This window comes from Natrinema sp. H-ect1, assembly GCF_041821105.1.
GTDB lineage: Archaea > Halobacteriota > Halobacteria > Halobacteriales > Natrialbaceae > Natrinema > Natrinema thermotolerans.
Window position 1 is genome coordinate 17413 of the sequence record NZ_JBGUBA010000004.1, and the last position, 24649, is coordinate 42061.

Below are 24649 nucleotides of genomic sequence, written 5' to 3' on the forward strand. Positions count from 1 at the left end.
CGGCCAGTCACTCGACGACGACGGTCCCGACCATCCCGGCCTTCTCGTGAGGAATACAGACGTACTCGTGTTCGCCGGTCGTCTCAAAGGTGTGGACGTAGGACTCGCCCGACTGAACCGCGCCCTTGCCGTTCTCCCAGCCCTCGCGGGCGGCGTCCTCGCCGTCGAACCCACCCGAGGCCCAGTAGTCGGCGTCGTCCGGAATCCGGTCCTCGTAGGCCGTGACGGAGTGGGGTTCGCCGGCCGCGTGTTTCCAGGCGACGGTGTCGCCCTGTGCGACGGTAAGCGTCTCCGGCTCGAACGCGACGGCCTGCATATCGACGACGTGGTCGGCGTCGTCCGGGACGCCCGCGACGACGTTCGGCCCGCCCTCGAGGTCGGTCTCCGAACCGGACCCCTCGCCGGAGTCGCCCGTTCCGTCGCCGCTCGGGGCGGCGTCGGGCGCGCCGGCGACCGCGAACTGCGCTCGCAGTGCCGCCGTCGCGAACGTCTCGGCGGCCGCCTCGACGTCCGACCCGTCCTCGAGCGCACCGATGTAGTCCTCGAGCGCCGCCTCGAAGCCCTCGTAGATATCGTGGTCGGCCTCCTCGAGGAGTTCGTGGGTCCGCGCTCCCTCGAACGACGCGAGCGCGTCCGATGCGAGCGACGCGGCGGCGTCTCCGAACGAGCCGCCCGCGTCCGCGGCGACGGTATAGGTCGCTTCGATCGCCTGCTCGTTGAACGCCCGGGCCGCCGCGCTCACGTCCCCGCCGTCGGCGGCGGCGTTTCTGGCGTCGCCGAGCGCGCCCTCGAACGATTCATACCGATCGTGGTCGGCCTCCTCGAGCGCCTCGTGGAAGCCGCCGGCACCGCGCTCGAAGTCCTCGAAGATCTCTTGCAGCACGGTTTCCGCACGATCCGCCGCACCGAGGACGTCCAGTGCGGCCGCGTCGAACGCCCGAGCCGCCATCGCGGCGCTCTCGACGGCGCTGACCTGTGCGGTCGTCCCCGCCGTCGTCTCGAACTCGAGCAGCGTCGCCGCGAGGCCGTCGGCGTGGTCGGCGACGGCCGCGTCGTCCCCGTTCTCGAACGCGTCGATCAGCCCGTTCAGGTGTTCGTCCTCGAACGTCTCGTAGAGGTCGTGGTCGGTCTCCTCGAGCGTCTCGTGGAAGTCGGCCTCGTTCGCTTCGAAGGTCTCGAACAGCCCGCTGGCGATTTCGGCGGCGACCTCGCTCTCGCCGAGCCGGTACCGTTCGACGGCGTCGCCGAGCCGGGCCCTGAAGAAGCTCGCCTCGAGCAGGGCGGGTTCGACGCCGGTTCCCAGCGCCTCGATTCCGGTCACGAGCCCCTCGTCGACGGCGGTGACGGCACTCTCGACGCCTTCTGGGTCGTCGTTTTCGATAGCCGTCGCGAGCGCGTCGAGTCCGTCCTCCTCGAACCGGTGGTAGGCGTCCTCGCTGGCTTCCTCGAGGGCCTCGTGTGCGCGAGCGCCCTCGAAGTGGGCGAAGGCGTTCTCGACGACTCGCCCTGCCGCGTCTCCGTGTCCGCGCTCGAAGAGCCAGACGGCGTCGTGGGCCCGTGCCCGATAGCCGGTCAGTGCGGCCGCGTGTGCGAACGCCGTCGACGGCCCGCCTAGTCCCGAAAGCGCCGCGGCGTCCCAGCCACGGGCCTGATAGGTAGCGATCTGACCGGCCCCCGCCGCCGACTCGGACGGTGCGAGGGCGTACGCGCCCTCGTTGGCCGCCGCGAGCGTGTCCGTCGCACTCGAGCGGACGCCCTCGAGGTCTTCTTCTCCCGCGGCCGCCGCGACGGCCTTGAGGGCGCTCTCGAACCGCTCGTAGATCTCGCCGTCGGCCTCCTTGATCGCGTCGTGGACCGCGGCCTCCTCGAACCGCTCGAGCGCGTCGGTCGCGACCGTTTCGGCGGCGTCGAAGGCACCGGCCTCGGCGGCGACGACGGCGTCGGCCGTCGACGTACCGATCGACTGGAGGTCGAGCGCCTGTGCCGTCTCCTCACCGACGAGCGCCGTTTGGGCCTGGCCGAGTTCGTCGCTGCCGATGACGGTCTCCTCGCGTGCCCGGCCGACGTCCCCGCGATCGAGGCCCTCCGTCCGGAGTTCGCCGAGGGCTTCCTCGAACGCCTCGTAGCGGTCGTGATCCGTCTCCTCGAGGACTTCGTGGGCGTTGTACTCGCCGCTTGCGGTCTCGAACCGTTCGAACGTGTCGCCGGCGATGGCGGCACCCGTTCCGGCCTCCCCGGCTTCGCCCGCCGTGAGCGCGTCCCACAGGCGGGCCCGCATCGCGTTCCACTCGGCGGCGACGGCCCGCTCGGCCGACTCGACCGTCACCGACTGCTCGTCGCTGCTCGGGCCCCCGTCGTCCGTCGACCCGTCGTCCCCGTCGCCGTTCCCGGAACAGCCGGCGAGGGCGAGACTCGCGATTGCAGCACCACTCCCCTTCAGCCACGTCCGTCGTGTCTGTCGCATATTTTTAGGCTAGCCTAAAAGTACAAATGGTCTTCGATACTTTCCGGACAGAGAGGCAGAATAATAGTGCAGGCGGCGCTCTCAATTCCTCGTCCGCGATCGGGACGGCGGATCCTTCACCGAATATTTAGGCCTACCTAAATAACCTATCGGAAGAATTGCCGGTAGCAACATGAACGTTTTCCCGAATATGTTGTGAGAATCGCGTCGTCGGGGTCATGTACGAGTCCATCCCGGTGATACCGGTTCGATGGACTCGTTCGGTAGGGGAATACGATCACACTCCTTTCCGTACCCCAAAACGGACTCGTTCATCGGAGCTACCCTGACACGCCGGTCCGCGAGTCTCTCCCGCCGGCGGACCTACCTTAATTATTAATAATGCACAACTACATGTCCAAGCGAGGCGTATAGATACCGAGGGACAATGGCAGTAACAACCACTCCCGTAGACGACGGTGCAATAGACGGATTCAGCGAGGGGCTTCACGGCGAGTTGCTCCGTCCCGGGGATCCGAACTACGACGAGACTCGAGCGATCTGGAACGGCATGATCGACAGGCGGCCAGCGCTCATCCTCCGCGCGATGGGCGTATCGGACGTGATCGCGGCGGTGAACTTCGCCCGCGACCACGACGTGGTACTCGCGGTCCGCGGCGGCGGACACAACATCGCGGGGAACGCGGTCTGTGACGACGGACTAATGCTCGACCTCTCGGTGATGCGGTCGGTTCGCGTAGATCCGACAGAGCGGACGGCTCGAGTCGAGGCGGGGGCGACCCTCGCGGACGTCGATCACGAGACGCAAGCGTTCGGACTGGCGACGCCGTTTGGGATCAATTCGACGACCGGCGTCGCGGGGCTCACGCTCGGCGGCGGCTTCGGCTGGCTGACTCGCAGGTACGGAATGACGGTGGATAACCTGCGGTCCGTGGACATCGTCACTGCCGACGGCGAACTGCGTCACGCGAGCGAAGACGAAAATTCGGATCTCTTCTGGGGGATTCGGGGCGGTGGCGGCAACTTCGGCGTCGTCACCTCCTTCGAGTTCGACCTCCACGAAGTCGGTCCCGAGATTCTGTCGGGACCGATCGTCTACGCGGGCGAGGACGCACGGGACGTCATCCGGCACGTCCGGGATTTCAACGAGGACGCACCGGAGGAAGCCGCTGTCTGGATCGTCCTCCGGAAGGCACCGCCCCTGCCGTTCCTCCCCGAAGACGTCCACGGCGTCGGCGTCGTCCTCGTCGTGACGTTCTACGCCGGTGACATGGCGGAGGGAGCGGCGGTCTTGGCTCCGCTCCGGGAGTACGGCGACCCGATCGCGGACGCCGTCGGGCCACACCAGTACGCGGCGTTTCAGCAGGCGTTCGATCCGCTACTCACCGAGGGGTCCCGGAACTACTGGAAGTCACACAACTTCAGTGAACTCTCCGACGACGCCATCGATACAGCAGTCGAGTACGCAGCCGATCTCCCGTCGCCCCTGTCCGAGATCTTCTTCGCACAGCTCGGCGGCGCGATGGCCCGCGTCCCGTCGGACGCGACGGCGTACCCCCACCGGGACGCCGAGTACGCGATGAACGTCCACACGCGCTGGGAGGATCCCGCCATGGACGACGAGTGCATCGCCTGGTCGCGGGCGTTCTTCGACGCGATGGCACCGCACGCGACCGGCGGCGTCTACGCGAACTTCATCAGCGAGGCGACGGGCGAAGAGGACCTCGCTTACGGGCGGAACGGGGACCGGCTGGCCGAGGTCAAGGCCGAGTACGATCCGGAGAACCTGTTCCGGCTGAACCAGAACGTCGAACCGGCCCGGTAACCCTTTTCGTCCGCGACCACCGCGCTTCGAGTCGCTACTCGCCGATCCAGTCCGCGAAGCTCCCCTCGAGCAGCGTCTCCGACTGGCGGGCGACGTACGTCTGCTGCATCGTCTCGATCGCCGCCTCGAGGTCGGCTCCGTCCGCGAGCGCGGTCTCGACCTGCTCGCGCTTCCAACTGGCCGGGGTCACGCCCTGTCGGACGCGTCGCCGGAGCGGGTAGAGGTACTTGGCGGCGTCTTCCTCGCTCAGGCCGCGGTTGGTCAGCCCGTCCTCGGCGTGAGCCAGCAGGTCCTCGTAGAGCGCGAGCGAATCGGACGTTTCCTTCCCGTCGTTGGTGATCCAGGTGAGATCGGCCTCGAGCCCGTCGACCATCGCGGCGTAGAAGTTTTCCCGGGCGAGCTGCCAGTCGAGTTCGACGACGGGATGCTCGAGTCGGGTGAGACTCTCCATCAGGCCGGCAAAGGCCGCGAGGAACGCGACCGAATCGCGGACCGTCGGCTGGGCGGGAATGGGGCGGAACTCGATGCGGGCGTTGGCCGCCGAGCGCGTCGGACCGCCGAAGACCGGGCGGATCCACCGCCAGTAGGTGCCGTGTTTCCGGCTGAAGTGGGGGAACTGATCGTCGAAGCGTTCGCCGGGTTCGACCGGCATCGGGACCATGGTGTCGTCGGCGGCGATCCGATCGATCGCCTCGTCGACGGACGCGAGATCGCGCGGGAACCGGACCTTCCCCTCGCCCGTCGTCGGATCGTTGAGGACGGTCTCGAAGACGCTGATGCGGTGTTCCATCCAGCCGTCCCGGAGGATCGCCTCGGGGCTCGCGTCCTCGTCGTAGAGGTCGGCGGGGAAAAACGGCGAGTTGACACCCAGTGCGAGCAGCGGGCCCGCGACCCGCAGCGCGTAGTTGAAGTACTCGGGCAGGTCGGGGGCGTGGGGTACCTGGTAGTGGGGCTGGATCGACGTGATCAGGCTCTCGGGCATGACGGTGTCGCCCTGCAGCGAGACGTGGGGCGCTTCGATTCGCATCCCCGCGGCCTCGGCTCGGTCCGTGTTCGCCATCGCGTGATACCGGGCCGAGTCGCTCATGTTCGTCGCGACCCGGACCGCGCGTTCGGTTCCGTCGTCGTCCGTCGTCGTTCGCTCGACGCTGTCGGTGAGGTAGGTCGCCGCGTCCTCGCCTTCCGGCGGGAGCGTCCAGAGCGCGTCGCTGACCAATCGCATCCGCTCGGACTGGGTCACGTCGAGTGCCGTCCGCAGGCGGGCCTTGACCTCCGCCTCCTGGGCCGTCAGCCCGTCGGCGTTCAGCGGCTGCGGGCTCGTCGTCATCTCGGCGTTGTGCAGCCCCAACTCCTTCTCGAAGCCGATCAGCTCGAGCAGCCGGCGCGGAACCCGCCGTAGGGCGCAATCGTCGGCCTTGACCGCGTAAAACTCGTACTCGAGGCCGACGATCGCCTGCGGATTGTCGAAGACTCCCTCCTCGACGCCCTCTTTGATCACCTCGGCGTCCGCTTCGGCCGACCGGCGGAAGTCGTCGGCATCGACCGACAGGACGTCCGCGACCCGCGCGGCGAGTTCCTCCTCTGACATACCACCGAGTGCGTACCCGATCATCTTTAAAGGCGGCCATCGGGCTCCTCTCCGCTACCGCGCGTCGGTCCGGTCCCGACGCTCCGTCCGGTCTCAGAACCGTTTTACTCCCCCCGGCGATACACACCGCCGATGGAGTTCGCCACGTTCGCCGACCGTGCCGGGACGATCGACGCCGAACCCGCCGACCTCGAGATCGTCGCCCACGTCAGGGACCTGCTCGCGGCGGCTGACGACGAGATCGAGGTCGTCGCGCGGTTCGTCCAGGGGCGGGTGTTCCCCGCCTGGGACTCGACGACGCTCGATATCGGCCCGAGCGCGTGTTACGAGGCGATCGCCCGCGCAGCGGGACAAAACGTCAGCGGCGACGATGTCGAGGAGCGACTCGCCGACGTGGGCGAGATCGGCGACGTGGCGGCCAGCTACGAGTTCGGCGGTCAGCAGGGCCTCGGTGCGTTCACGGACGACGCCGGCGGCACCAGTGACGATCTCACCGTCCGCGAGGTCGCCGATACTCTCACCGAACTGGCCGCCGCCGAGGGATCGGGCAGCCACGACCGGAAGGTCGACCTCCTCTTTGGCCTGTTCAACCGCGCCTCGAGCGAGGAAGCCCGATATCTCGCTCGGCTCGTCCTCTCGGAGATGCGCATCGGCGTCGGCGAGGGAACGGTCCGAGACGCCATCGCCGCGGCCTTCGAGGTCCCCGAGGACCGCGTCGAACGCGCCCTGCAGGTGTCGAACGACTACGGACGGGTCGCCCGAATCGCACGAGACGAGGGCGTCGCGGGGCTCGACGCCATGGACCTCGCGGTCGGCCGCCCCGTCCAGGCGATGCTCGCACAGGCCGGGACCGTGACCGACGCCCTCGAGGCGTGGGACGAGGCGGCGGTGGAGTGGAAATACGACGGCGCTCGTTGCATTTCTGGGTATACGCCGATTTACACTCGCGAACGAGGACAAATCGCCGTTCGTGACGTCGAAGTCGGGGACAGCGTTCTCACACACGAGGGTCGCTTCAGGGAGGTCGTAGCAAAAAATAGACGAAGCATAGATAGCAAGGAGAAAGTGTTTGAGTTCTCAACGTATTTCGGTACAGAGTTTAAAATAACAGAGGGACACGAGATGTTGGTTTATGATTCAGGTGATACCGAGTGGGTTCCGATCGAAGATGTTTCCGAGAATGAGACTCTCGCCTTTCCGGTCCCTACCATCCGTCCTACTTTGACACCTCCCGACCGCCTGCAACTCAGTACCATCGATAATTACACGAAGGAGTTCGAACTATCGCCGTCTTTCTACCGGTTTCTCGGCTATTGGGTCGGCGACGGCTCTACGAACGACTACAACGGCAACAACCGAATCGGATTGATGTTTAGTAACACCGATGCGGATTTATTAGAAGAATACCGGTCGATTGTCGTCGATGCTCTCGGAATCTCTCCTGAGAACGTCCACACCTATGACCACGGTAGTGCGACCGATATATATTGGACAGACGGTCCACTATTTAAATGGCTATGCGAAAATTTCAGAAAAAAGGACCAAGATGGATGGAGAGACAAAACAGTACCTGACTGGTTTTGGAACTTGTCGGAGGACCAGTTTGATGCATTTCTCACGGGTTGGGAGGAAGCAGACGGATACGAAGACCCACAAGAGAGACGGTATATCACCACGAAGGAACGATATCTCGCGTCCGTAATACAGCTTATCGGATTGACGTTCGGACGAATTTTCGGAATTCGACGAGTGAGAAAGAACGACAAAACGTACTATCGACTGACGATATCTCAGTCCGACCGGTATGCACGAATCGAGGACGACTTCGTTGTCGTCGATATACTCTCTAAAACGGAACTCTCTCGAAAGAACCCACGAGAGGTAGACCCGCGCCAAAAGGTATACAATCTACAGGTCGCAGAAGACGAAAGTTACTGCGTTCCGCTCACCGCGGTACACAACTGTCAACTCCATTTCGATGGTGAGTCGGTCAGCGTCTTCTCGAGAAACATGGAGGAGGTCACCGACGCCCTTCCCGAGGTCGTCGAGTTCGCCGACGAGACGCTCGAGGCCCCCGCAATCCTCGACGGCGAGGTCGTCGCCGTCGACGACGACGGCTCACCGCTGCCGTTCCAGGAAGTCCTCAAGCGGTTCCGCCGGAAACACGACGTCGCGAAGGCCCGCGAGGACGTCTCGGTGCGCCCGGTCTTTTTCGACTGTCTGCACGCCGACGGCGAGGACCTGCTCGAGGACCCGTTGACGACCCGCCACGACCGGCTCCGGTCGGTACTCGCGGATGCCGATTCCGACGGCGACGACGGCACCGATGGGACGGCAGACGCCGATATCGAGGGCCTCTCCCTGCTCCGACTGACCGACGATCCCGACGAGATCGAGTCGATCGACGCCGCGGCCCTCGAGGCCGGCCACGAGGGGATCATGCTCAAGGATCCCGAGTCGACCTACTCGCCGGGCCGACGGGGGAAACACTGGCGCAAGCGCAAGCCGGACGTGGAGACGATCGACTGCGTCGTCACCGGTGCCGAGTGGGGCGAGGGGCGACGGGCGACCTTCCTCGGGACCTTCGAACTCGCCGTGCGCGCGGGCGACGAGTTCGAGACCGTCGGCAAAGTCGCGACCGGGATCACCGACGAGAAATTAGAAGAGTTGACCGACCTGCTCGAGCCCCACATCGCCGCCGAGGACGGCCAGGCGGTCGACCTCGAGCCCGCGGTCGTCTTCGAGGTCGGCTACGAGGAGATCCAGTCCTCGCCGACCTACTCGTCGGGCTATGCGCTTCGGTTCCCGCGGTTTCTGGGCGTGCGGTACGACAAGAACCCCGAGGGCGCGGACTCGCTCGAGCGACTCGAGCGGCTCCGTGATCAGTGACCGCTGCCCTCGGCTCGATCGTTCGGTTCCGACGGTCGACAGCTCTTCTACTCACCGCGATCGAGGCCGGTTCGGTACCGGTGAGTCCGGCAACCGTTCAGAGCCCCTCCAATTCGTGTCGAACCTGAAATAATTTAACCGCATCCGTATTCTTTCGAGTATGTGTGGCGTGGAAGTCGTCCGAATCCTCCCGGCGACGCGGTCAGCCGTAACGGCGCTTTTGACTCCCGAGACCGTCGTCCGACTCGAGGGGTCGCACGAGCCCGGGCACGTCATCGAGTCGGACGGACGGACCGTCGTAACGGCCCGTCCGTCCGGTCGTCTCCTCCCTCTGCAGTATACCTTCGAGTCAACCGATACCGGATTTCACTACCGACGGGACGCCGACGGACGACCGCTCATCACCGTCGAAACGGCGGTAGAACTGACCGCCGCGAACGGCGAGACCGAGATTCGACTGCGTTCGTCGGTCGATCCGGCCATTCCCCTTCCGCTCCTCGGCTGGTACGCCGAACGGCGACGACGAAAGCGGCTCGAACGGTTCTGTGACCGTCTCACCGCTGCCCTCCGCCGCCGTTGAGTCGACCGTCCGGTTTTCGCGACGGACCGGAGCCGTCGCGGCAGCGTAGACGGTCAGTCCCGAGCCACTGACCACATGTAAGCACCCTTAAGAGCCGTGGGAAACTGGAATCGCGTATGCAACCGCGCGACCTGTCCGATCACGTCGCTTACGAGGCGGGTCGAGGCATCGAGGAGGTCGCCCGCGATCTCGACCGGGACCCCTCCGAGTTCATCAAACTCGCCTCGAACGAGAACCCCCACGGCCCCTCACCGGCCGCCGCCGTCGCCATTCGGGAGACGGCCTCGAGCGTGAGTTCCTACCCCAAAGCCGCCCACGCCGATCTCACGACCGCCGTCGCCGGCCGCTGGAACGTCACCGACGACCAGGTCTGGCTGGCAAACGGCGGCGACGGGGCGATAGACTACCTCCACCGGACGGCGCTGGAACCGGCCGATGACGTCCTCGTTCCCACGCCCGGCTTCGCCTACTACGGGATGAGTGCCCGATTTCACCACGGCGGCGTCCATGAGTACGCTCTCTCGAAAGCCGACGACTTCACGCAGGACGCCGACGCCGTTCTCGAGGCTTACGACGGCGAGCGCGTGATCTGGGTCACGAGCCCCCACAACCCGACGGGCTCGACGATGCCCCTCGCGGAGATCGAACGCCTCGCCGACGAGACCGACGAGGAAACCCTGATCGCCGTCGACGAGGCCTACGGCGAGTTCGCCGACGAGGAAAGCGCCATCGCGTTGCTGGACGGGTGGGACGAGTTCGAGGCCCGCGACGACGTCGCGGTCCTCCGGACGTTCTCGAAGGCCTACGGGCTGGCCGGCGTTCGTCTCGGCTACGCCGTCGTGCCCGACGAGTGGGCCGACGCCTACGCCCGCGTGAACACGCCCTTCGCGGCGAGCGAACTCGCCTGTCGGGCCGGGCTCGCGGCCATCGACGACGAGGAACACGTCGTCCGGACCGTCGAAACTACCCGCGAATCCCGCGCGTACATGCGCGACAACGTCGACGCCCACGTCTGGGAGAGTCAGGGCAACTTCGTCCTCGTCGACGTCGGCGACGCCTCGGCCGTCGCCGCCGAGATGCAGGAACGCGGCGTCATCGTTCGTGACTGCTCGAGCTTCGGGCTCCCTGGCTGTGTCCGCATCACCTGCGGAACCGAGGACGAAACGGAACGGGCCGTCGCAACGCTCAACGAGGTCCTCGCCGACCTCGACGTCGAATCGTCCCCTGCGGACGAGTCGGACACGGAGGTCGCCGACACATGAGAGTCGCCGTCACCGGCACGCCCGGCACCGGGAAGACGACCGCGACGGAACTGCTCGCGTCGCGGCTGGCCGATGCGGCGACGGACGCCGACGGCGAATCGGCTCCCGATCTCGAGGTGATCCACCTCAACCGCGTCCTCGAAGAAGAGGGCCTCTACACCGAGGTCGACGCCGACCGCGAGAGCAAGGTCGCCGATCTCGAGGCGCTCTCCGAGTGGCTCGCCGGCCGGGACGACGCCGTCGTCGAGTCCCACCTCGCGCATCACTTCGACGCCGACCGTGTGGTCGTCCTGCGGTGTCACCCCGAGACGCTCGAGAAGCGCCTGCTCGAGCGCGGCGAGACCGCCGCGAAGGCCGAGGAGAACGCCGAGAGCGAGGCGCTGGACGTGATCCTCTCCGAGGCGGTCGAGGAACACGGCCTCGAGTCGGTCTACGAGGTCGACACGACCGATCGCGATCCGGACGAGGTTGCGGCAGCACTCGAGGCGGTCGTCGCGGGCGAGCGCGAGCCAAGCGCCGGCGAGGTCGACTTTATGGGGTATCTGACATGACGCTCGACAAGTTCCGGCCGTACGTCTCGCGGTTTCTCGACCCCTTCGTCAAGGGGTTCGACCGCGTCGGCATGACGCCAAACGGCGTGAGCGTCGTCGCCTTCGGGATGGCGATCCTCGCCGCGGTCGCGTTCGCACTGGGCGGGCTCGAGGACCCGGTCTGGTACGCCGTGGCGGCCGCGCTGGTCTTTCTCAATGGCTGGCTCGACATCGTCGACGGCGCGCTCGCGCGCGAACAGGAGGTTGCGTCAGCCGGCGGCGACCTGCTCGATCACGTCCTCGATCGCTACGCCGACATCGTCGTCATCGCAGGGTTGGCCGCGGGCGTCGAGGACTACCTGCTGGGCTTTGCGGCCGTGACCGGCGTCGTGATGACCTCGTATCTCGGCACGCAGGCACAGGCCGTCGGCCTCGATCGGGTCTACGGCGGGCTCGTCGGGCGCGCCGATCGGCTGGCGATCATCGGGATCGTCGGCTTTCTGGCCTATCCGATCACGGGGCCGATCGTCGGCGGGTTCACGCTCGTTGGGCTCCTGTTGGTCTTCCTCGCGGTCGTCGGCCACCTGACCGCACTCCAGCGCTTCTATTACTCCTGGCAAGCCCTCGAGTGAGCGCCGCTGTGGCCCGCTTCCGCCCTTTTTGACGGGCGGGAGCGCGCCGCATGCTTTATCCCTGATCACGATATAGGAACGGACATGGTTCAGTGTGAGATGTGTGGGGCCGAGACGTCGTCCCCGAAGACGATCAAAGTCGAGGGCGCGAAGCTAGACGTGTGTTCCGACTGTACGGACTTCGGCACCGAGGTCAAACAGCCCTCGAGTTCGAGTTCGTCGACGAAGTACTCGACCGGCTCGAGTTCGTCGTCCTCGAGCGGGGGCGGCCAGTCGTCCGGCTCCACGAGTTCGTCGAGTTCGGGTGGCTCGAGCCAGCGCCGCTCGGACATGTTCGACGACATGGACGAGCTGGCGACCGACTACGACGACCGGGTTCGCAACGCCCGCGAGAGCAAGGGTCTCAGCCAGTCCGAACTCGCGAACGAACTCAACGAGAAGGCGAGCCTGATCCGCAAGATCGAACGCGGCGATACCCTCCCGAGCGACCGAGTGCAGTCCGAACTCGAGAGCTTCCTCGAGATCAACCTGAACGCCGAAGGGGCGTCCGGCGAGGACTCGGAGTGGTCCGGCGGCTCCTCGACCGGCAGTTACACGCTCGGCGACGTCGTCAAGCGCAAGGACTAACGGCGACGTCCGGTCCGCCCTCGGTTCCCGTACCGCCGACTCGCAAGCTATTTCTTTCGTGCGGGTGGGGTTGCGGATATGTTCGTCCTCGTCAACCTGAAGACGTATCCGTGTGATCCGGTCGCGGTTGCGGAAGCCGTCCGCGACGTCGACGAAACGACCGACGCACGCCTGGCGGTCGCACCCGCGGCGACCCACATCGAACGGGTCGCCGAGACCGGAGCCGAGACGTGGGCCCAGCACGTCGATCCGATCGATCATGGGAGCAACACCGGCCACGCCCTCGCGGAACACGTCGCCGACGCGGGCGCGGTCGGGACCCTGGTCAACCACTCCGAGCGGCGACTGAAACTGGCCGACATCGACGGGACGGTCCGTGCGGCCCAGCGGGCCGACCTCGAGACGATCGTCTGTGCGAACAATCCGGCCCAGATCGGTGCCGCGGCGGCGCTCGGCCCCGACGCCGTCGCCGTCGAGCCCCCCGAACTCATCGGAACGGGAACGCCGGTCAGTCAGGCCGATCCGGACGTCGTCGAGGACGCGGTCGCGGCCGCGGCCGACGTCGATCCCGACGTCTCGGTCCTCTGTGGGGCCGGCATCAGTACGGGCGACGACGTCGTCGCCGCGGGCGATCTCGGTGCCGGCGGGGTCTTGCTGGCAAGCGGCGTCGCGAAAGCCGACGACCCGAAGGCTGCCCTCGAGGATCTCGTCGCGCCACTGTAAGCTGCCTGCCGTCCCACTTTTCTCCCTGTCGCTCGAAGGTGTGTGTATGAGTGACAACAACTCCGCGTCCGACGGCGGGACGGAGACGGCGACGCATCCGGTCTCGGTCGCGCTCGAGAACCGACTGATGAGCCACGGCTACTACGTGACGTCGTTCGAGTGGCTGGACGGCGAGGGCGAGGCCACGACCCCCGACGACGGCGTCGGGATCGCCCTCGAGTACGAGGCCGTTTCCGACGCGCCCGCGGTCACGCGCGACGAGGTCGGGGCCGTCCTGCGGACGCTGCTGTCGATCGGCGAGGAGCGTTCGTGGACGCCCGGTCGTCTCGAGGTGACCTCGTTCGCGACCGACGGGGCGGTCCGGGGGCGCTGGCACGTCGAGCGCGAGTGGTTCGACCGGCTCGGGACCGACCTCTCGCAGGTGGCGTTCTCGGGGTTGGTCCTCGGGACGGTCCGGGACCGGCCCAGCGGACGTGACACCGATTAAATACGTCCCGGAGATAGATTAATAATGGTTCGCGTCAGTCCTTGTCGTAGACGATTCCATGACCGGAGAGCAGGTGTACGTCTCCCACGCGCCCGACGATCTCGACCTCGTGCAGGACCTGTTCTCGACGGTCAAGAACTTCCCCTTCGGCGTCCACATTGCACACGAGGAAGTCGAGTCCGGCCGCTCGCGAACGCGACTCGAAGGACGACTCGCCAACAGCGACCTCGTCGTCGCGGTACTGACCGAGGCGGCGGCCGACGACGAGTGGATCAATCAGGAAATCGGCTACGCGGTGGCCAAGGGAATTCCCGTACTGCCGCTGTTCGACGAGGGGATCGACCGGCGAGGGTTCGTCAGCGATGTCGACGGCGTGACGATCGACCGCGGTGATCTCTCCGCGACGATCTTCAACCTGCTGTGTCGGCTCCGAAGCGAACTCGCACCGCTGGGCGCGCTGTCGGTTCCGAACTGGTATATCCGGTTCCCGTGTACGATCCCCGACTGCAGGGAGCCGGTCACGCTCGAACTCGAACACGATCAGTCCAAGCTCTGGAAGCTCCATGCACACGGCAAGTTCCTGACGGCCTCGTGTGCGGACTGTGGGATCACGTACTACTTCGAGCCGGCGACGATCGGCTTCATGGGTCGTGAGAACGTGCCGGCGTCTCAGTCCTCGTCCCGAAGCCGGTCGTAGGCGTCCCGAACGAGTTTGAACGCCGATTCACTGCCGCTCTTGCGGTCGGGGTGGGCGCGTTTGACCTGCTCGTGAAACGCCTCCCGCAGCCGCTCGTCGCTGACGGCCCGCTCGAGGCCCAGTACGTCGCGGGCCTCGGTCTTTCGCATGGCGACGTCGGCGACGATGCCGCGCTCCTCGGCATCGGCTTTGCAGTCCGAACACAGCCGTTCGGTCCGCTCGTCGATCGTAGTCACGCGAAACCGCTCCTCGTCGACCCACTCCCGGCACTGTGTGCATCGGGTTCGCTCGTCGGTGTCGCCGGTATCGGTCGCGTCGTCGTTCCCGTCGGTCGCCGGGCCATCTCCTTCGGCCCCAGCATCGGGACCGGGGGCCTCGGCCGCACACGACGGACAGCAGGTCAACACGGTGCCGTCCGACAGCACGACGTCCTCGAGTTCGGTCGCGAGGAACGTGCCGGTACACCCGTCACAGGCGGCCCGCCGCTGATCGAGCGACGCGCCCTTTCGGGCGGCTGCCCTGGCGTGTGGCTCACACTCCGGACAGCACGCCACCCGTTCGCCGTCCGGCATCGTCACTGTCGTGAGGTCCTCGAGCGCGACCGTCCGGCCACATCCGTCGCAGCCGGCCTGTCGTTCACCGACCACTGCCATTACCCGGGCGGTTCGGGTTCGTCCCATATTAGTTCTTCTGCTGACAGTCACGGGTTCGGACGGCTCGGTTCGCCCGGAGGGAGGCCCCGATCGTCGGTCGGGGCCGGTGTGTAGGCTCCGACTACGTGTGGTGAAACGAGACCGGGCGGACGGCCGACCGGTCCGAACGGAACGGATAACGAAGTAGTCGGCCGGCTATGGATCGGGCGTGCGAGGGTCCCCTCGCACGGAGACGCGCTGTCCGTTGGACGGCACTCGGTGGCCGACGGCCGCCGAGTTCCTCCTCTCCTGTCAGGTATTTCGACGATCGAACCGGGACACCAATGGGCTCGCAGTCGTGAGTATCGCGTATGGACACAGCAGTTCGGACGGATACGCACGATGGCGCGGCCGACCGCGACCGCCTCGTCGCCGGAATCGTCGACGTCCTCTGTATCGTCGGGATCGTCCTCCTCGGCCGCATCAGTCACAGCGGCAATCCGATCGCCGAACCGATCGCCTCGCTCGAGACGGTGACGCCGTTCGTGGTCGGCTGGCTCGCCGTCGCGGCGCTGGCGGGGGTCTACGCGACCGAACGGGCGGGAGCGAGCCGCGAGTTCCGACTGCCGGCCGTCGCGTGGATCGCGGCGGCGAACGTCGGGCTCATGCTCCGTGGCTCGCCGCTGTTCGATGGCGGGACGACGTGGCCGTTTCCGGTCGTCATCACCGCGACCGGGCTGGCCGTGTTGCTCGGTTGGCGACTGGTCTATACCCTCTATCTATCAGCGACGAGGTAAGTAGTCGACGCGCCGGTTCGCGATCGATCTCGGTTCGAGGGTATAGTCATACGAAATTCGATACGTTATTCGGGACCGCGTTTCTGACGGTCTGTCTCTCGAGAACGTAATCGATCAGATACTGTGTCTGTCCGTCACGTCTCTCGAGCGAGCGGTGATCCGATCCTTCGCCCGTTCCGTACCTTCGATATAACTTATGCAGATCTAATCCCGATAATGCAAATCAGAAACTCATCCACCATGAGCTAATTATGGGAAACACTTATATGGCTATTCCTCATACTATAGGATAGATTATGACTGGATATTACGACATTGTTCTCGGCCTCATCCCAGTCGCACTGCTCGGTATCACCGCGGCCCTGACGTTCGTGGGGGTGTCGCTGACCGCGGCAGTGCCGCTCGGGGCAGTCGTCGCGATGGGGATCATCGGCCACGCAATGTTCGTCAATACGCCAGCTGACACCGCCGACGAGACCCGGTCGGCGCGTCCGCCGATCAACGCGGACTGATCCGTTCTTCCGCTTTCGGTTCCTTTTCCCATCTCCGCCGCGTTCGATCGTCTATGACTGAGACGCTGTTTCTGACCAGCGACGCCGTCGATGACCTCGCAACGCCGGCAGAATACGTCGACGCCGTTCGCGAGGGGTATCGACAGCGCGGCGAGGGCGCACCGGCCCACCCACGGTCGAAGTTCCTCCGTGCGGATCCCGCCGGGATGTTCACGAGCTACGCCGCCATCCTCCCGGAGACGGGCGCGATGGGTGGCTACATGTACAGCGCGGGGTTCGGTGCCGGCGACGGCTGGTTCATGACGCCGCTTTTCGACGCCGACAGCGGCGCGCCGCTGGCCCTGCTCGACGGCGCGAGCATGAACCCGTTCAAGACCGGCGCGGCCGGTGCCGTCGGCGTCGACGAACTCGCCCGCGACGACGCCGACACCCTCGCGATCATCGGGAGCGGCGCTCAGGCCCGCGGCCAGCTCCATGCGACCGCCACGGTCCGTGACTTCACCGAGGTGCGGGTCTACTCGCCGACTCCTGAGAACCGCGAGGCGTTCGCCGCCGACTTCGACGACACGCTCGCGGCCGACGTCCACGCGGTCGACTCGAGTACGGCCGCCGTCGCCGATGCGGACGTCGTGATCACGGCGACGCAAGCCAGCGAGCCGGTCGTCGACGGCGACGATATCGCGCCCGGGACCCACATCACCGCGATGGGCCAGTACTCGGCGGACGCACGCGAACTGGACACGGACACGATCGCGAACGCGACCTACGTTCCGGACCTCCGCGAGCGGGCGACGTTCGACGCCGGCTCGTTTATTCAGGCTCTCGAGGTGGGCGCGATCACCGAGGACCACGTCCACGCCGAACTGGGCGAGGTCGTCGCCGGCAACGCACCGGGCCGGACGAGCGACGACGAGATCACGGTCTTCGACAGCGGCGGGACGGGCATCGAGACGGTCGCCGCGGCGTATCTCCTCTACGAGCGCGCCAGCGAACGGGGACTCGGACAGACGATCGAGTTCGCCCCGGCGAGCGAGGCGCTGACGGGGAACTAGGGACTCGAGGGACGCGGGGGACTGGAGTGTGACATCCTCCCCACGCTAAAGGGCGGGGCTTCCCGAACCGCACAAGTGGCGGTTCCCGTCAATTCGGAAGGTTGGGAATCTAAGGTTTGCGATCGACGGCGCTGGCTCTGCCACGAAGCCGTTACTCCTACCGTGTTGACGGCTTGGAGGTATCTTGTTTTGTGTCGGTCGGCGCGGTCGGCTCACTTGTTTGATTTCGGCTCTCGCCGTGGCAAACACCGAGTCAACTGCCAGTTTCCCGCGCACAGTCCACAATACACCGCGTGGGACTGTGAAACTGCCGATTCACACGAAAGACAGACGATGACGGCGCTGTATCCCCGCCCTGAAAGACGGGGTTTTAGCGCCTGCAATTCAGATAAATAACTGTTTTCGAGCCGACGGGCGACTCGAGCCGGTTACTGCTCGGCCGGTCGCACTTTGAAGCCGTAGCGAGTGACGCCTTCCTGCGTGTAGACCCGGCGGATCGTCGTCTCGATGCGATCACCGACTCCGAACGCGTCAGGGTCAGCGTCGGTACCCATCGCCGGGGCACTGACGGCCTCGTCGCCGCCATCGGTCTCGAGCGCGACGATCGCGGCCGCGTAGTCGCCCGACTGGGCCTGCTGTTCGGCGAACTCCGGCGGTGCGCCGCCCTGCGAGATGGTCGTGACGGCCTCGATGGTTCCCTCGCCCGCGAGTTCGATGGGGTCGTACTCGGCGAGCGCCCCGCAGTCGTCACACGCGCCCTCCGGCGGGAACGACAGCGCACCGCACTCCGAACAGCGGCCGGCCTCGAGCCGGTAGCGCTGGGGGAGCGAGCGCCGCCACGAGGGGACGCTGACGTAGGCGCCGCCGCCCGACGGCGGGCCGGTGGTCACGACGCCGCGCTGGCGCAGGTACTCGGCGTAGGAAAGCGGCTCCGCCCCCTCGAGCGCGGTGACGGCCGGCACGTCGCCGTCGGCCGAGACGACGACCGCGTCGGCCCCCGCGCCGCTGCCGTGGGAGACGCCGAGGACGGAGTCGTCGCCGTCCGCGAGCGCGGTGGCGAGCGACAGGGGCACGCTCGCCGCGCCGGTATCGCCCAGCTCGTGGACCGTCGCGGCGGCCTGGATCTCGTCGGTGCCGACGCCGGCGGCGCCCGCCGCGCGGTAGGGTAACTTGCCGTCGGGGGCCTGGATCGCGGCCGCGTCGGGCTCGGGATCGATCTCGAGGCCATCGACCGCCCCGCCGATCGTTTCGGTGAAGGCCTGCCGGTCGTACTGGGTGATGCCCAGCCCCTGGGTCTCGTCCTCGCCGGTATCGCGGAACCGGGTACCGGGATAGGCCGCGGCGTATTCCGCGCGATCGACGATTTCCGCGGGGCCCTCGCGCTCGAGGACGAACGCGGCGCTGCCGGCTCCGGCGGCGTGGTCGATCCCGTCGTCGGGGTCGCCCTGCGGTGCGTCGGCGGCGACGACGAGCGCGGTCGTCGCGTCGGCCTCGAGGGCGTCCAACCCGGCCCAGAGCGCGCGGGTTCCCGCTCGAGTACTCCCCGAAAAGAGCTGACGGGTCGCCGATTCGGAGAGGGCCAGCATCGCGCCCAGTCGGGCGGTCAGGTCCTCCTCGGCCGCTGGCGGCCGCGAGGAAGCGAACGCCAGCCAGTCGACGCTCTCCGCGTCGACGTCGGCCGCCTCGAGCGCGCGGGTCGCGGCCTCGTAGCCCATGGTGAGGGCGTCCTCGTCGGCCGCGGGGACGGCCTTCTCGGTGACGCCGGCGGCGTGGAACTGCCCCCAGGCCTCCTCGAAGGCCTCGGCACTGATTCGGAATCGCGGTGCGTACGCACCGACACCGGTGATCGCGCTCATCAGGCGCTCACCTCCTGTTCCTTCTCGAAGACGTGAACGACGGCAGCACCACCGCTGCCGCCGACGTTGTGGGTCAGCCCGCGGGTCGGGTTCTCGACCTGTCGCTCGCCGGCTTTGCCGGAGAGCTGTTTGTAGGCCTCGACGACCTGGCCGGCGCCCGTCGCGCCGATCGGGTGGCCCTTGGACTTGAGGCCGCCGGAGGTATTCACGGGAAGGTCGCCACCGATCTCGGTCGCCCCGGATTCGATCAGTCGGCCGGCCTCGCCGGTCTCACAGAAGCCGAGATCCTCGTAGGCCAGCAGTTCGGCGATGGCGAAGCAGTCGTGAACCTCCGCGAAGTCGAGGTCGTCGGGGTCGACGTCGGCCATCTCGTAGGCCTGCTCGCCGGCCCGCTGGCTCGCCGGAATGCCGGTATAGGTGTCGCGCTGGAAGAGGCCGACGTTGTCGCTGCCGGCGCCGACGCCGGCCACCCGGATCGGATCGTCCGTGTACTCGTCGACCACGTCCTCGCTGACGATCAGCGCACAGGCCGCCCCGTCCGAGGTCGGACAGCAGTGATAGAGGTTCAGCGGGTCCGCGACGACCGGCGCCGACTGGGCGTCCTCGAGCGAACACTCGAAGCCTAACTGGGCGTGGGGGTTTTTCGCGCCGTTGGCGTGGTTCTTGACGGCGACCCGCGAGAGGTGTTCGCGCGTGGTGCCGTACTGCTCCATGTGGACCGACGCCATCTGGGCGTAGACGCCCGAGAAGGTGGTTCCCGAGAGTCGCTCCCACTCGGTTTCCCCGGAGACGCCGAGCCAGTACTTCGTCGCGTCCGAACTCATGTCGGACATGATCTCGAAGCCGCCGGCGAGGACGACGTCTGCCATCCCCGACTTGACGGCCTGGACGGCCTGTCGCACCGCGAAACCGCTCGCCGCACAGGCGTTTTCGACCCGCGTCGTCGGCACCCCGTCGAGGCCGACGTGTTCGGTCACGGCCGGCCCGGAGAGGCCCAGCTGCCGGCCGCCGACGCCGAGATTGCCGATGACGGCCTCGTCGACGTCGTCCGCCTCGAGGCCCTTCGGTACGCTGTCCGTCGCCGCGTCGAACGCCGTGCGGAACAGGGACCGGTAGCTCTCCGAGGGAAAGGCTCCGTAGTCCGACTGCCCCGCGCCGACGAGGTAGGCGTCTCGCATACCGGCCCCTCAGTCGTCCGGTGTGAAATAAGTACACACTTACCTACGGTCTTCGGGACCGATCGTGGCTGGACCCCGCTACCGCTCGGTCGGCTCCCGCGACGCGTCGAGGACCGCCCGGATCAGCGTCGACTCGGCCGCGCGGAGCCGCTGGGAGACCGCCGACTTCGAGATCGCCAGCTCATCGGCCAGCGTCTCGAGATCGACTCCTCGTGGCCGGTCGAAATAGCCTCGCTTGCCGGCCAGCTCGAGGGCCTCCCACTGTTTCGGCGTGAGTTCGCGGACGTCGAGCTGGAGCGACTCCGGACGACCCTGCTGGTCGGTGGTCCGGTCATCGACGGTGCGTGCGTCGACGACGTCGTCGACGCAATCAATCAGTTGTTCGATCGATTCGTCGTCGGTGACCGTTACCGTCACGCGTATTCGATTGCTCTCGGCGTTGTCAGTCATGGGTGGACACCGTCGTCCGCGCCGGAGTGGTGTGTCAGTCGTTCAGTCACGAGTCCGCCGTCGCCCGTCTTACCCTTTGTCATCGTTCTAACCAACTGGGTCTCGATCACAGCGGCCCGCTTACGGACCCCCGTCGTAGTTGACATCGAACCCTCGACCTGTGAAGGTATTGAATAGGAGTCCAGATTTCTCCCCGACGAGAACCGTACTGCAGGGGTACAGACCTCTTACTTCCCGCTGAGAACATTCCCAAATGTGTTCGAATATCATATGTAAGTGGGCTTGGCAGTGGACCGTACCGTCCCAGTGGGCGTTCGCCCGACCTCGAGCGGCGTCACTCACGCGGCACCCCCATCGCCGATCGATCGTTCGTCCGCACTGAGAGGCGACGCGGGTTTCAAACGTCTCGTCGCCGTATCTCACGTATGCCTCGCGCGGCCGACCTCGTCTCCGTCCTCGAGGCGACCGAGTCGCTGGCGATCGTCTGTCACGACAATCCCGACCCGGACTGTCTCGCCAGCGCGCTCGCCCTCGAGGCGATCGCACGCGACCACGACATCGCGCCCGTGACGATCGCCTACGGCGGTGAGATCTCCCACCAACAGAACCGCGCGTTCGTCAATCTCCTCGACATCAGCCTCCAGACGATCGAGTCGACGACGCTGTCGGAGTACGAGAGCATCGGGTACGTCGATCACAGCAGTCCGGGCGCGAACACGGAGGTGCCGGAACGTATCACACCGGACATCGTCATCGACCATCATCCCGGCGAGGCGAGCGGGGCCGACTTCGAGGACGTCCGCACCGAGTACGGCGCGACGGCGACGATCTTCGTGGAGTACCTCGGGGAACTCGAGATCGAACTGACCGCCCGGCTCGCCTCGGCGTTGCTCTTTGCGCTCCACCGCGAGCGACTGGACTTCGTCCGTGAACCGACGCGCCGCGAGTACGAGGCCGCGCTGGCGGTCTATCCCGACGCGGATCTCGAGACGCTCGAGCAGCTCTACGGCAGCGCCTTCTCCCCGGGGACCCTCGACGCGATCGGGCGGGCCATCGCCAGCCGGGAGCGACGGGGCTCGTCGCTGGTCGCCAGCGCCGGCAAGACCGGCGAGACGGACGCGCTGCCACAGGCCGCGGACTACCTGCTCAACCTCGAGGGAGTCGATACGGTGTTGGTCTACGGGATCGTCGGCGACGCGATCCGGCTGAGCGGCCGGTCGATCGATCCGCGGGTCCACATCGGCGAGGCGCTCGAGGAGGGGTTCGACGAACTCGGGGCGGCGGGCGGCCACCACGACATGGCCGGCGGGCGGATCGAACTCGGACTGTTCGCCGACGAAGACGGCGACGACGACGCGCTACTCGAGTTCGTCGGCGGACGGCTCGCTCGCCGGTTCTTCGACGCGTTGAACCTTGATGACTGAGGCCGTTGGTAGTCGATTTCTTTATTCGGAGCCGGTCGAACTCGCGGTAAGGACGGATGACTCACGTCCCACTCGATTCGCTCGTGAATCACAGCCAGTCGGTAGTAATGTCCGTCACTGTATCTATCGCCTCCGGATTGGGGAACGCTTCGATAACGCGCTGGATGATGTGGTAGAGTTCGTGCGGGGGAAGCGACTGGTCGGGGACGTAGAACACGCCACTGTGTGAGTCGATTGGCATCTGGACGAAATCATCGTCGCTGGACCAATGAGACGCCCCTCTTGGACGGCGTACAGGCGAATTGTGGTGTCGTCGACGCCTTCGCCCAACTCACTCACGGTGACGACACGCTCTACGTCGTGGCCTGCTTTGTCGAGTTTGGCAGCCAGCGGAGCTGCGATGTTCTCATCGAGCAGAAACGACACCTGCATGACTACGATTTCGGCAGGTCTTCGGGGCCGGTAATGACTCTCTGGTCTTCTTCTGCGGCTTCGTGAAGCTCTCGACGGTGTTCTTTGACCGCCCGCATCTCTTCGGGGTGGTCGTGATAGTACGCCAGTGCGTGGTAGACGTCCGAGGCGGTGAGATCAAAGCGGTCCGCAACCGTCTGCGCGTCGAGGCCGCGCTCTTCGACCAGCGCGTGGATGTGGCTCACGGTGATTCGCCGGTCCCGAATGTGGGGCTCGTCGTGGGTTTCCGACTCGTCACCTGAGACGACGGTGTTCATCTGCTTCGACATAGTGGAGAGTACCATTGCAGTGGCCTTCAGTTTTTGCCGGTACAGGCAGTCAGTCGCGGGTGTACCGGAACCGACTGACAGTTCTTCTCAGTCGATGTCGATCGAGCGCGCCTCCTCGTCCGGTTCGTGCTTGGGGAGCCGCACTGTCAGCACGCCGTTGTTGACGCTTGCCTGCACCGCGTCGGCGTCGACCGACGCCGGCAGGCGCACCTGCCGGCTGAACGACTGGGTCGTCCGTTCGTGTCGGATGTAGTTCGCCGCCTCGTCGTCGGTCTCCCGTTCGCGTTCGCGCCGGCCCGAGATCGCGAGGGTCCGGTCCCGGTCGGTGAGTCGCAACTCGAGGTCGGCGCTCTCGTAGCCGGGGACGTCGACGGTGGCGACGAACGCCTCGCCCTCGTCGGCGAGGTCCAGGCTCGTCTCCGCACCGCCCATCGAGAGGTCGAGCTGGCTCCGGTCGTCCACCTGCCGTTCCCACGATCGGGCCGCCGTCTCGACTTGGCGGTTCAGTCGCTCGAGGAGGTCGTCGATACCGTCGAACGGGCGAGGTCGGTCTGCCATGATTTCACCTACCGTAGGTAGGGGGCCGATAGCGAAAAAGGTCTCCCTCGGCCAGTGAAACGGTCACGCAGGCTTACCTATCGACGCGGTGACTTGCGGCAGAACCGAGGGGTGGGCTGGTCGTTTTTACGCTCCCCGTCTTAGGGGAGATGCATGACCGACGCACTATTCGTCGTCAGCGAAGAAGGGTACTGGGGAGAGGAATGTGTCGAGCCGCTCGAGACGCTGTCGGACGCGGGCGTCGAGGTCACGGTCGCGACGCCGTCGGGGAATCCGCCGGTTATCGACGAGCGATCGCTCGATCCCGACGAGGTCGGCGAGGAGACCGCCGAACACGTCCGCGAGGTCCACGAGACCGACGAGCGACTGAACGATCCGATCCCGGTCGCACAGGCCGACGCCGAGGGGTACGACGCCGTTGTCTTCCCCGGCGGGCACGGAACCGCATGGGACATCAACCAGGACAAACACGCACGGCAGCTCCTGCGGGACGCCGTCGAGGGCAACGGGAAGGCGCTCGTGGTCTGTCACGCCGTCGGCATTCTCGGGTTCGCCCGCGACAGCCACGGCGCGTTCATCGTCAACGGCCGTGACGTAACCGGCTTCCCCAACGCGTGGGAGCAGGGCATCGTCGACGAACAGGACCGCATGCCCGACGGCCGCAAGCTGCCCTACTGGACCGAGGACGAAGTGAAAGCCGCCGGCGGGAACTGGGACGCCGAACTCGATTCCGACACCAGCGTCACCGTCGACGGCGACCTCATCACCGCCCGCGGCCCCGGCTCTTCGAGCGCCGCGGCCGATACGCTGCTCGAGGAACTCGACGTCGAACTCGAGGCCTGAGCGACCCGCGATCGCCGGCCCGTACTGGACGACGAAACCGGCCACAACGACTCTCGTTCCGTCGTTCTGCTATCCCCCTGAACTGTTTCTACCCGTTCGTGTAGCGCCGTTCACATGCCGGCGATACGAACGCAGGGGACTCACGAAACGGTACGGGGCCGGCGACGAGGCCGTCGTCGCGCTCGAGACCCTCGAGCGCGAGTCGCGTCACCGGGACGGTGCTGCTCTCCCTGTCGGAGTGGGTCGCACCCGTCGTCTTGCTCGCGTGGTTCGTCATCCTGATCGCGATCGGCTACCGGCGGT

General features: G+C 66.3%; 23 protein-coding genes and 4 pseudogenes. 17 read left to right on the forward strand and 10 right to left on the reverse strand.

All coding sequences use genetic code 11. The features are described from left to right. Positions 1 to 7 precede the first annotated feature (7 nt). Positions 8 to 2464, reverse strand: coding sequence for a DUF5059 domain-containing protein (locus ACERIM_RS11210; RefSeq protein ID WP_373632631.1), 2457 nt, complete (start codon positions 2462 to 2464; stop codon positions 8 to 10). A gap of 427 nt (positions 2465 to 2891) precedes the next feature. On the opposite strand from ACERIM_RS11210, the gene ACERIM_RS11215 reads away from it, so the two are divergent. Then, positions 2892 to 4289, forward strand: coding sequence for an FAD-binding oxidoreductase (locus tag ACERIM_RS11215; protein ID WP_373632633.1), 1398 nt, complete (start codon positions 2892 to 2894; stop codon positions 4287 to 4289). Positions 4290 to 4323: 34 nt separating this feature from the next. Here ACERIM_RS11215 and ACERIM_RS11220 read toward each other — a convergent pair whose 3' ends face one another. Beyond that, positions 4324 to 5877, reverse strand: coding sequence for a hypothetical protein (locus tag ACERIM_RS11220; protein ID WP_373632635.1), 1554 nt, complete (start codon positions 5875 to 5877; stop codon positions 4324 to 4326). A gap of 132 nt (positions 5878 to 6009) precedes the next feature. Here ACERIM_RS11220 and ACERIM_RS11225 point away from each other — a divergent pair. The 11 genes and pseudogenes from ACERIM_RS11225 to ACERIM_RS11275 form a co-directional block, all read left to right on the forward strand. Next, positions 6010 to 6796 (forward strand): annotated as a pseudogene (locus ACERIM_RS11225) (DNA ligase); the annotation flags it as partial. Between the two features lie 449 nt (positions 6797 to 7245). After that, a pseudogene (locus ACERIM_RS11230) lies at positions 7246 to 7680 on the forward strand (LAGLIDADG family homing endonuclease); the annotation flags it as partial. Between the two features lie 189 nt (positions 7681 to 7869). Beyond that, a pseudogene (locus tag ACERIM_RS11235) lies at positions 7870 to 8766 on the forward strand (ATP-dependent DNA ligase); the annotation flags it as partial. Between the two features lie 160 nt (positions 8767 to 8926). After that, positions 8927 to 9346, forward strand: a complete 420-nt coding sequence (locus tag ACERIM_RS11240; protein WP_049966858.1) for a hypothetical protein — start codon at positions 8927 to 8929, stop codon at positions 9344 to 9346. Between the two features lie 116 nt (positions 9347 to 9462). Then, positions 9463 to 10608 (forward strand): histidinol-phosphate transaminase, encoded by a 1146-nt coding sequence (hisC, locus tag ACERIM_RS11245; protein ID WP_373632637.1) that lies wholly within the window; start codon positions 9463 to 9465, stop codon positions 10606 to 10608. Beyond that, positions 10605 to 11159 carry an adenylate kinase family protein gene (locus ACERIM_RS11250; protein WP_373632639.1) on the forward strand — a complete coding sequence of 185 codons (555 nt, stop codon included), beginning with the start codon at positions 10605 to 10607 and terminating at the stop codon, positions 11157 to 11159. The genes hisC and ACERIM_RS11250 overlap by 4 nt, the downstream gene beginning before the upstream one ends. Next, the gene (locus tag ACERIM_RS11255; RefSeq protein ID WP_006180493.1) at positions 11156 to 11770 is read left to right on the forward strand and encodes a CDP-alcohol phosphatidyltransferase family protein; all 615 of its coding nucleotides are present in this window, start codon (positions 11156 to 11158) and stop codon (positions 11768 to 11770) included. Before ACERIM_RS11250 ends, ACERIM_RS11255 begins: the two co-directional genes overlap by 4 nt. Before the next feature lie 84 nt (positions 11771 to 11854). Then, positions 11855 to 12397 carry a multiprotein bridging factor aMBF1 gene (locus ACERIM_RS11260; protein WP_015299030.1) on the forward strand — a complete coding sequence of 181 codons (543 nt, stop codon included), beginning with the start codon at positions 11855 to 11857 and terminating at the stop codon, positions 12395 to 12397. A 78-nt stretch (positions 12398 to 12475) separates the two neighbouring features. Further along, on the forward strand, positions 12476 to 13120 hold the full coding sequence (gene tpiA, locus ACERIM_RS11265) for a triose-phosphate isomerase (protein WP_373632641.1): 645 nt from the start codon (positions 12476 to 12478) through the stop codon (positions 13118 to 13120). 46 nt (positions 13121 to 13166) lie between these two features. Further along, the gene (locus ACERIM_RS11270; RefSeq protein ID WP_373632642.1) at positions 13167 to 13607 is read left to right on the forward strand and encodes a hypothetical protein; all 441 of its coding nucleotides are present in this window, start codon (positions 13167 to 13169) and stop codon (positions 13605 to 13607) included. Positions 13608 to 13665: 58 nt separating this feature from the next. Beyond that, entirely contained in the window at positions 13666 to 14304 is a 639-nt protein-coding gene (locus ACERIM_RS11275; protein WP_373632644.1) for a toll/interleukin-1 receptor domain-containing protein, read from the forward strand. Here ACERIM_RS11275 and ACERIM_RS11280 read toward each other — a convergent pair. Beyond that, on the reverse strand, positions 14277 to 14957 hold the full coding sequence (locus ACERIM_RS11280; protein WP_373632645.1) for a J domain-containing protein: 681 nt from the start codon (positions 14955 to 14957) through the stop codon (positions 14277 to 14279). The two genes, ACERIM_RS11275 and ACERIM_RS11280, sit on opposite strands and share 28 nt — an antisense overlap. A 350-nt stretch (positions 14958 to 15307) precedes the next feature. Here ACERIM_RS11280 and ACERIM_RS11285 point away from each other — a divergent pair, with 350 nt between their 5' ends. From ACERIM_RS11285 to ACERIM_RS11295, 3 genes are all read left to right on the forward strand, one after another. Beyond that, the gene (locus ACERIM_RS11285; RefSeq protein ID WP_006651250.1) at positions 15308 to 15733 is read left to right on the forward strand and encodes a DUF3054 domain-containing protein; all 426 of its coding nucleotides are present in this window, start codon (positions 15308 to 15310) and stop codon (positions 15731 to 15733) included. A gap of 296 nt (positions 15734 to 16029) precedes the next feature. Next, positions 16030 to 16245, forward strand: a complete 216-nt coding sequence (locus ACERIM_RS11290) for a hypothetical protein (protein WP_049966852.1) — start codon at positions 16030 to 16032, stop codon at positions 16243 to 16245. Positions 16246 to 16298: 53 nt separating this feature from the next. Further along, the gene (locus ACERIM_RS11295) at positions 16299 to 17297 is read left to right on the forward strand and encodes an ornithine cyclodeaminase family protein (RefSeq protein WP_373632647.1); all 999 of its coding nucleotides are present in this window, start codon (positions 16299 to 16301) and stop codon (positions 17295 to 17297) included. Between the two features lie 428 nt (positions 17298 to 17725). On the opposite strand, the gene ACERIM_RS11300 is transcribed toward ACERIM_RS11295, so the two are convergent. The 3 genes from ACERIM_RS11300 to ACERIM_RS11310 all read right to left on the reverse strand — a co-directional run bounded on the left by ACERIM_RS11300 (position 17726) and on the right by ACERIM_RS11310 (position 20781). Then, a complete protein-coding gene (locus tag ACERIM_RS11300; protein WP_373632648.1) occupies positions 17726 to 19153 on the reverse strand; it encodes a zinc ribbon domain-containing protein in 1428 nt (475 codons plus the stop codon). Beyond that, a complete protein-coding gene (locus ACERIM_RS11305) occupies positions 19153 to 20331 on the reverse strand; it encodes a thiolase domain-containing protein (RefSeq protein WP_373632650.1) in 1179 nt (392 codons plus the stop codon). The genes ACERIM_RS11300 and ACERIM_RS11305 overlap by 1 nt, the downstream gene beginning before the upstream one ends. A gap of 78 nt (positions 20332 to 20409) precedes the next feature. Next, entirely contained in the window at positions 20410 to 20781 is a 372-nt protein-coding gene (locus tag ACERIM_RS11310) for a helix-turn-helix domain-containing protein (protein WP_006180505.1), read from the reverse strand. A gap of 425 nt (positions 20782 to 21206) precedes the next feature. Between ACERIM_RS11310 and ACERIM_RS11315 the strand changes: the two genes are divergently transcribed. Then, entirely contained in the window at positions 21207 to 22205 is a 999-nt protein-coding gene (locus ACERIM_RS11315) for a bifunctional oligoribonuclease/PAP phosphatase NrnA (protein ID WP_373632652.1), read from the forward strand. 88 nt (positions 22206 to 22293) lie between these two features. Here ACERIM_RS11315 and ACERIM_RS11320 read toward each other — a convergent pair whose 3' ends face one another. From ACERIM_RS11320 to ACERIM_RS11335, 4 genes and pseudogenes are all read right to left on the reverse strand, one after another. Next, entirely contained in the window at positions 22294 to 22446 is a 153-nt protein-coding gene (locus tag ACERIM_RS11320; protein ID WP_373632865.1) for a hypothetical protein, read from the reverse strand. An 86-nt stretch (positions 22447 to 22532) separates the two neighbouring features. Then, positions 22533 to 22637: pseudogene (locus ACERIM_RS11325) on the reverse strand (hypothetical protein); the annotation flags it as partial. Between the two features lie 2 nt (positions 22638 to 22639). Then, a complete protein-coding gene (locus ACERIM_RS11330) occupies positions 22640 to 22945 on the reverse strand; it encodes a DUF433 domain-containing protein (RefSeq protein ID WP_373632653.1) in 306 nt (101 codons plus the stop codon). An 87-nt stretch (positions 22946 to 23032) separates the two neighbouring features. Then, entirely contained in the window at positions 23033 to 23503 is a 471-nt protein-coding gene (locus ACERIM_RS11335; protein ID WP_373632655.1) for an Hsp20/alpha crystallin family protein, read from the reverse strand. 153 nt (positions 23504 to 23656) lie between these two features. Here ACERIM_RS11335 and ACERIM_RS11340 point away from each other — a divergent pair, with 153 nt between their 5' ends. Then, positions 23657 to 24346: a type 1 glutamine amidotransferase domain-containing protein gene (locus ACERIM_RS11340; RefSeq protein WP_373632657.1), complete on the forward strand. Its 690-nt coding sequence runs from the start codon at positions 23657 to 23659 to the stop codon at positions 24344 to 24346. The last annotated feature ends 303 nt before the right edge of the window (positions 24347 to 24649 follow it).

Excerpts from the sequence above, each read along its gene's own strand:
- ACERIM_RS11285 (WP_006651250.1), top strand. The coding sequence starts at position 15,308 with ATGGACACAGCAGTTCGGACGGATACGCACGATGGCGCGGCCGACCGC.
- ACERIM_RS11290 (WP_049966852.1), top strand. The coding sequence starts at position 16,030 with ATGACTGGATATTACGACATTGTTCTCGGCCTCATCCCAGTCGCACTG.
- ACERIM_RS11335 (WP_373632655.1), bottom strand. The coding sequence starts at position 23,503 with ATGGCAGACCGACCTCGCCCGTTCGACGGTATCGACGACCTCCTCGAG.
- ACERIM_RS11305 (WP_373632650.1), bottom strand. The coding sequence starts at position 20,331 with ATGCGAGACGCCTACCTCGTCGGCGCGGGGCAGTCGGACTACGGAGCC.
- ACERIM_RS11275 (WP_373632644.1), top strand. The coding sequence starts at position 13,666 with ATGACCGGAGAGCAGGTGTACGTCTCCCACGCGCCCGACGATCTCGAC.
- ACERIM_RS11250 (WP_373632639.1), top strand. The coding sequence starts at position 10,605 with ATGAGAGTCGCCGTCACCGGCACGCCCGGCACCGGGAAGACGACCGCG.
- ACERIM_RS11280 (WP_373632645.1), bottom strand. The coding sequence starts at position 14,957 with ATGGCAGTGGTCGGTGAACGACAGGCCGGCTGCGACGGATGTGGCCGG.
- ACERIM_RS11260 (WP_015299030.1), top strand. The coding sequence starts at position 11,855 with ATGGTTCAGTGTGAGATGTGTGGGGCCGAGACGTCGTCCCCGAAGACG.
- hisC (WP_373632637.1), top strand. The coding sequence starts at position 9,463 with ATGCAACCGCGCGACCTGTCCGATCACGTCGCTTACGAGGCGGGTCGA.
- ACERIM_RS11310 (WP_006180505.1), bottom strand. The coding sequence starts at position 20,781 with ATGACTGACAACGCCGAGAGCAATCGAATACGCGTGACGGTAACGGTC.
- tpiA (WP_373632641.1), top strand. The coding sequence starts at position 12,476 with ATGTTCGTCCTCGTCAACCTGAAGACGTATCCGTGTGATCCGGTCGCG.
- ACERIM_RS11315 (WP_373632652.1), top strand. The coding sequence starts at position 21,207 with ATGCCTCGCGCGGCCGACCTCGTCTCCGTCCTCGAGGCGACCGAGTCG.
- ACERIM_RS11300 (WP_373632648.1), bottom strand. The coding sequence starts at position 19,153 with ATGAGCGCGATCACCGGTGTCGGTGCGTACGCACCGCGATTCCGAATC.
- ACERIM_RS11210 (WP_373632631.1), bottom strand. The coding sequence starts at position 2,464 with ATGCGACAGACACGACGGACGTGGCTGAAGGGGAGTGGTGCTGCAATC.
- ACERIM_RS11330 (WP_373632653.1), bottom strand. The coding sequence starts at position 22,945 with ATGTCGAAGCAGATGAACACCGTCGTCTCAGGTGACGAGTCGGAAACC.
- ACERIM_RS11270 (WP_373632642.1), top strand. The coding sequence starts at position 13,167 with ATGAGTGACAACAACTCCGCGTCCGACGGCGGGACGGAGACGGCGACG.
- ACERIM_RS11215 (WP_373632633.1), top strand. The coding sequence starts at position 2,892 with ATGGCAGTAACAACCACTCCCGTAGACGACGGTGCAATAGACGGATTC.
- ACERIM_RS11220 (WP_373632635.1), bottom strand. The coding sequence starts at position 5,877 with ATGTCAGAGGAGGAACTCGCCGCGCGGGTCGCGGACGTCCTGTCGGTC.
- ACERIM_RS11320 (WP_373632865.1), bottom strand. The coding sequence starts at position 22,446 with ATGCCAATCGACTCACACAGTGGCGTGTTCTACGTCCCCGACCAGTCG.
- ACERIM_RS11295 (WP_373632647.1), top strand. The coding sequence starts at position 16,299 with ATGACTGAGACGCTGTTTCTGACCAGCGACGCCGTCGATGACCTCGCA.
- ACERIM_RS11255 (WP_006180493.1), top strand. The coding sequence starts at position 11,156 with ATGACGCTCGACAAGTTCCGGCCGTACGTCTCGCGGTTTCTCGACCCC.
- ACERIM_RS11240 (WP_049966858.1), top strand. The coding sequence starts at position 8,927 with ATGTGTGGCGTGGAAGTCGTCCGAATCCTCCCGGCGACGCGGTCAGCC.
- ACERIM_RS11340 (WP_373632657.1), top strand. The coding sequence starts at position 23,657 with ATGACCGACGCACTATTCGTCGTCAGCGAAGAAGGGTACTGGGGAGAG.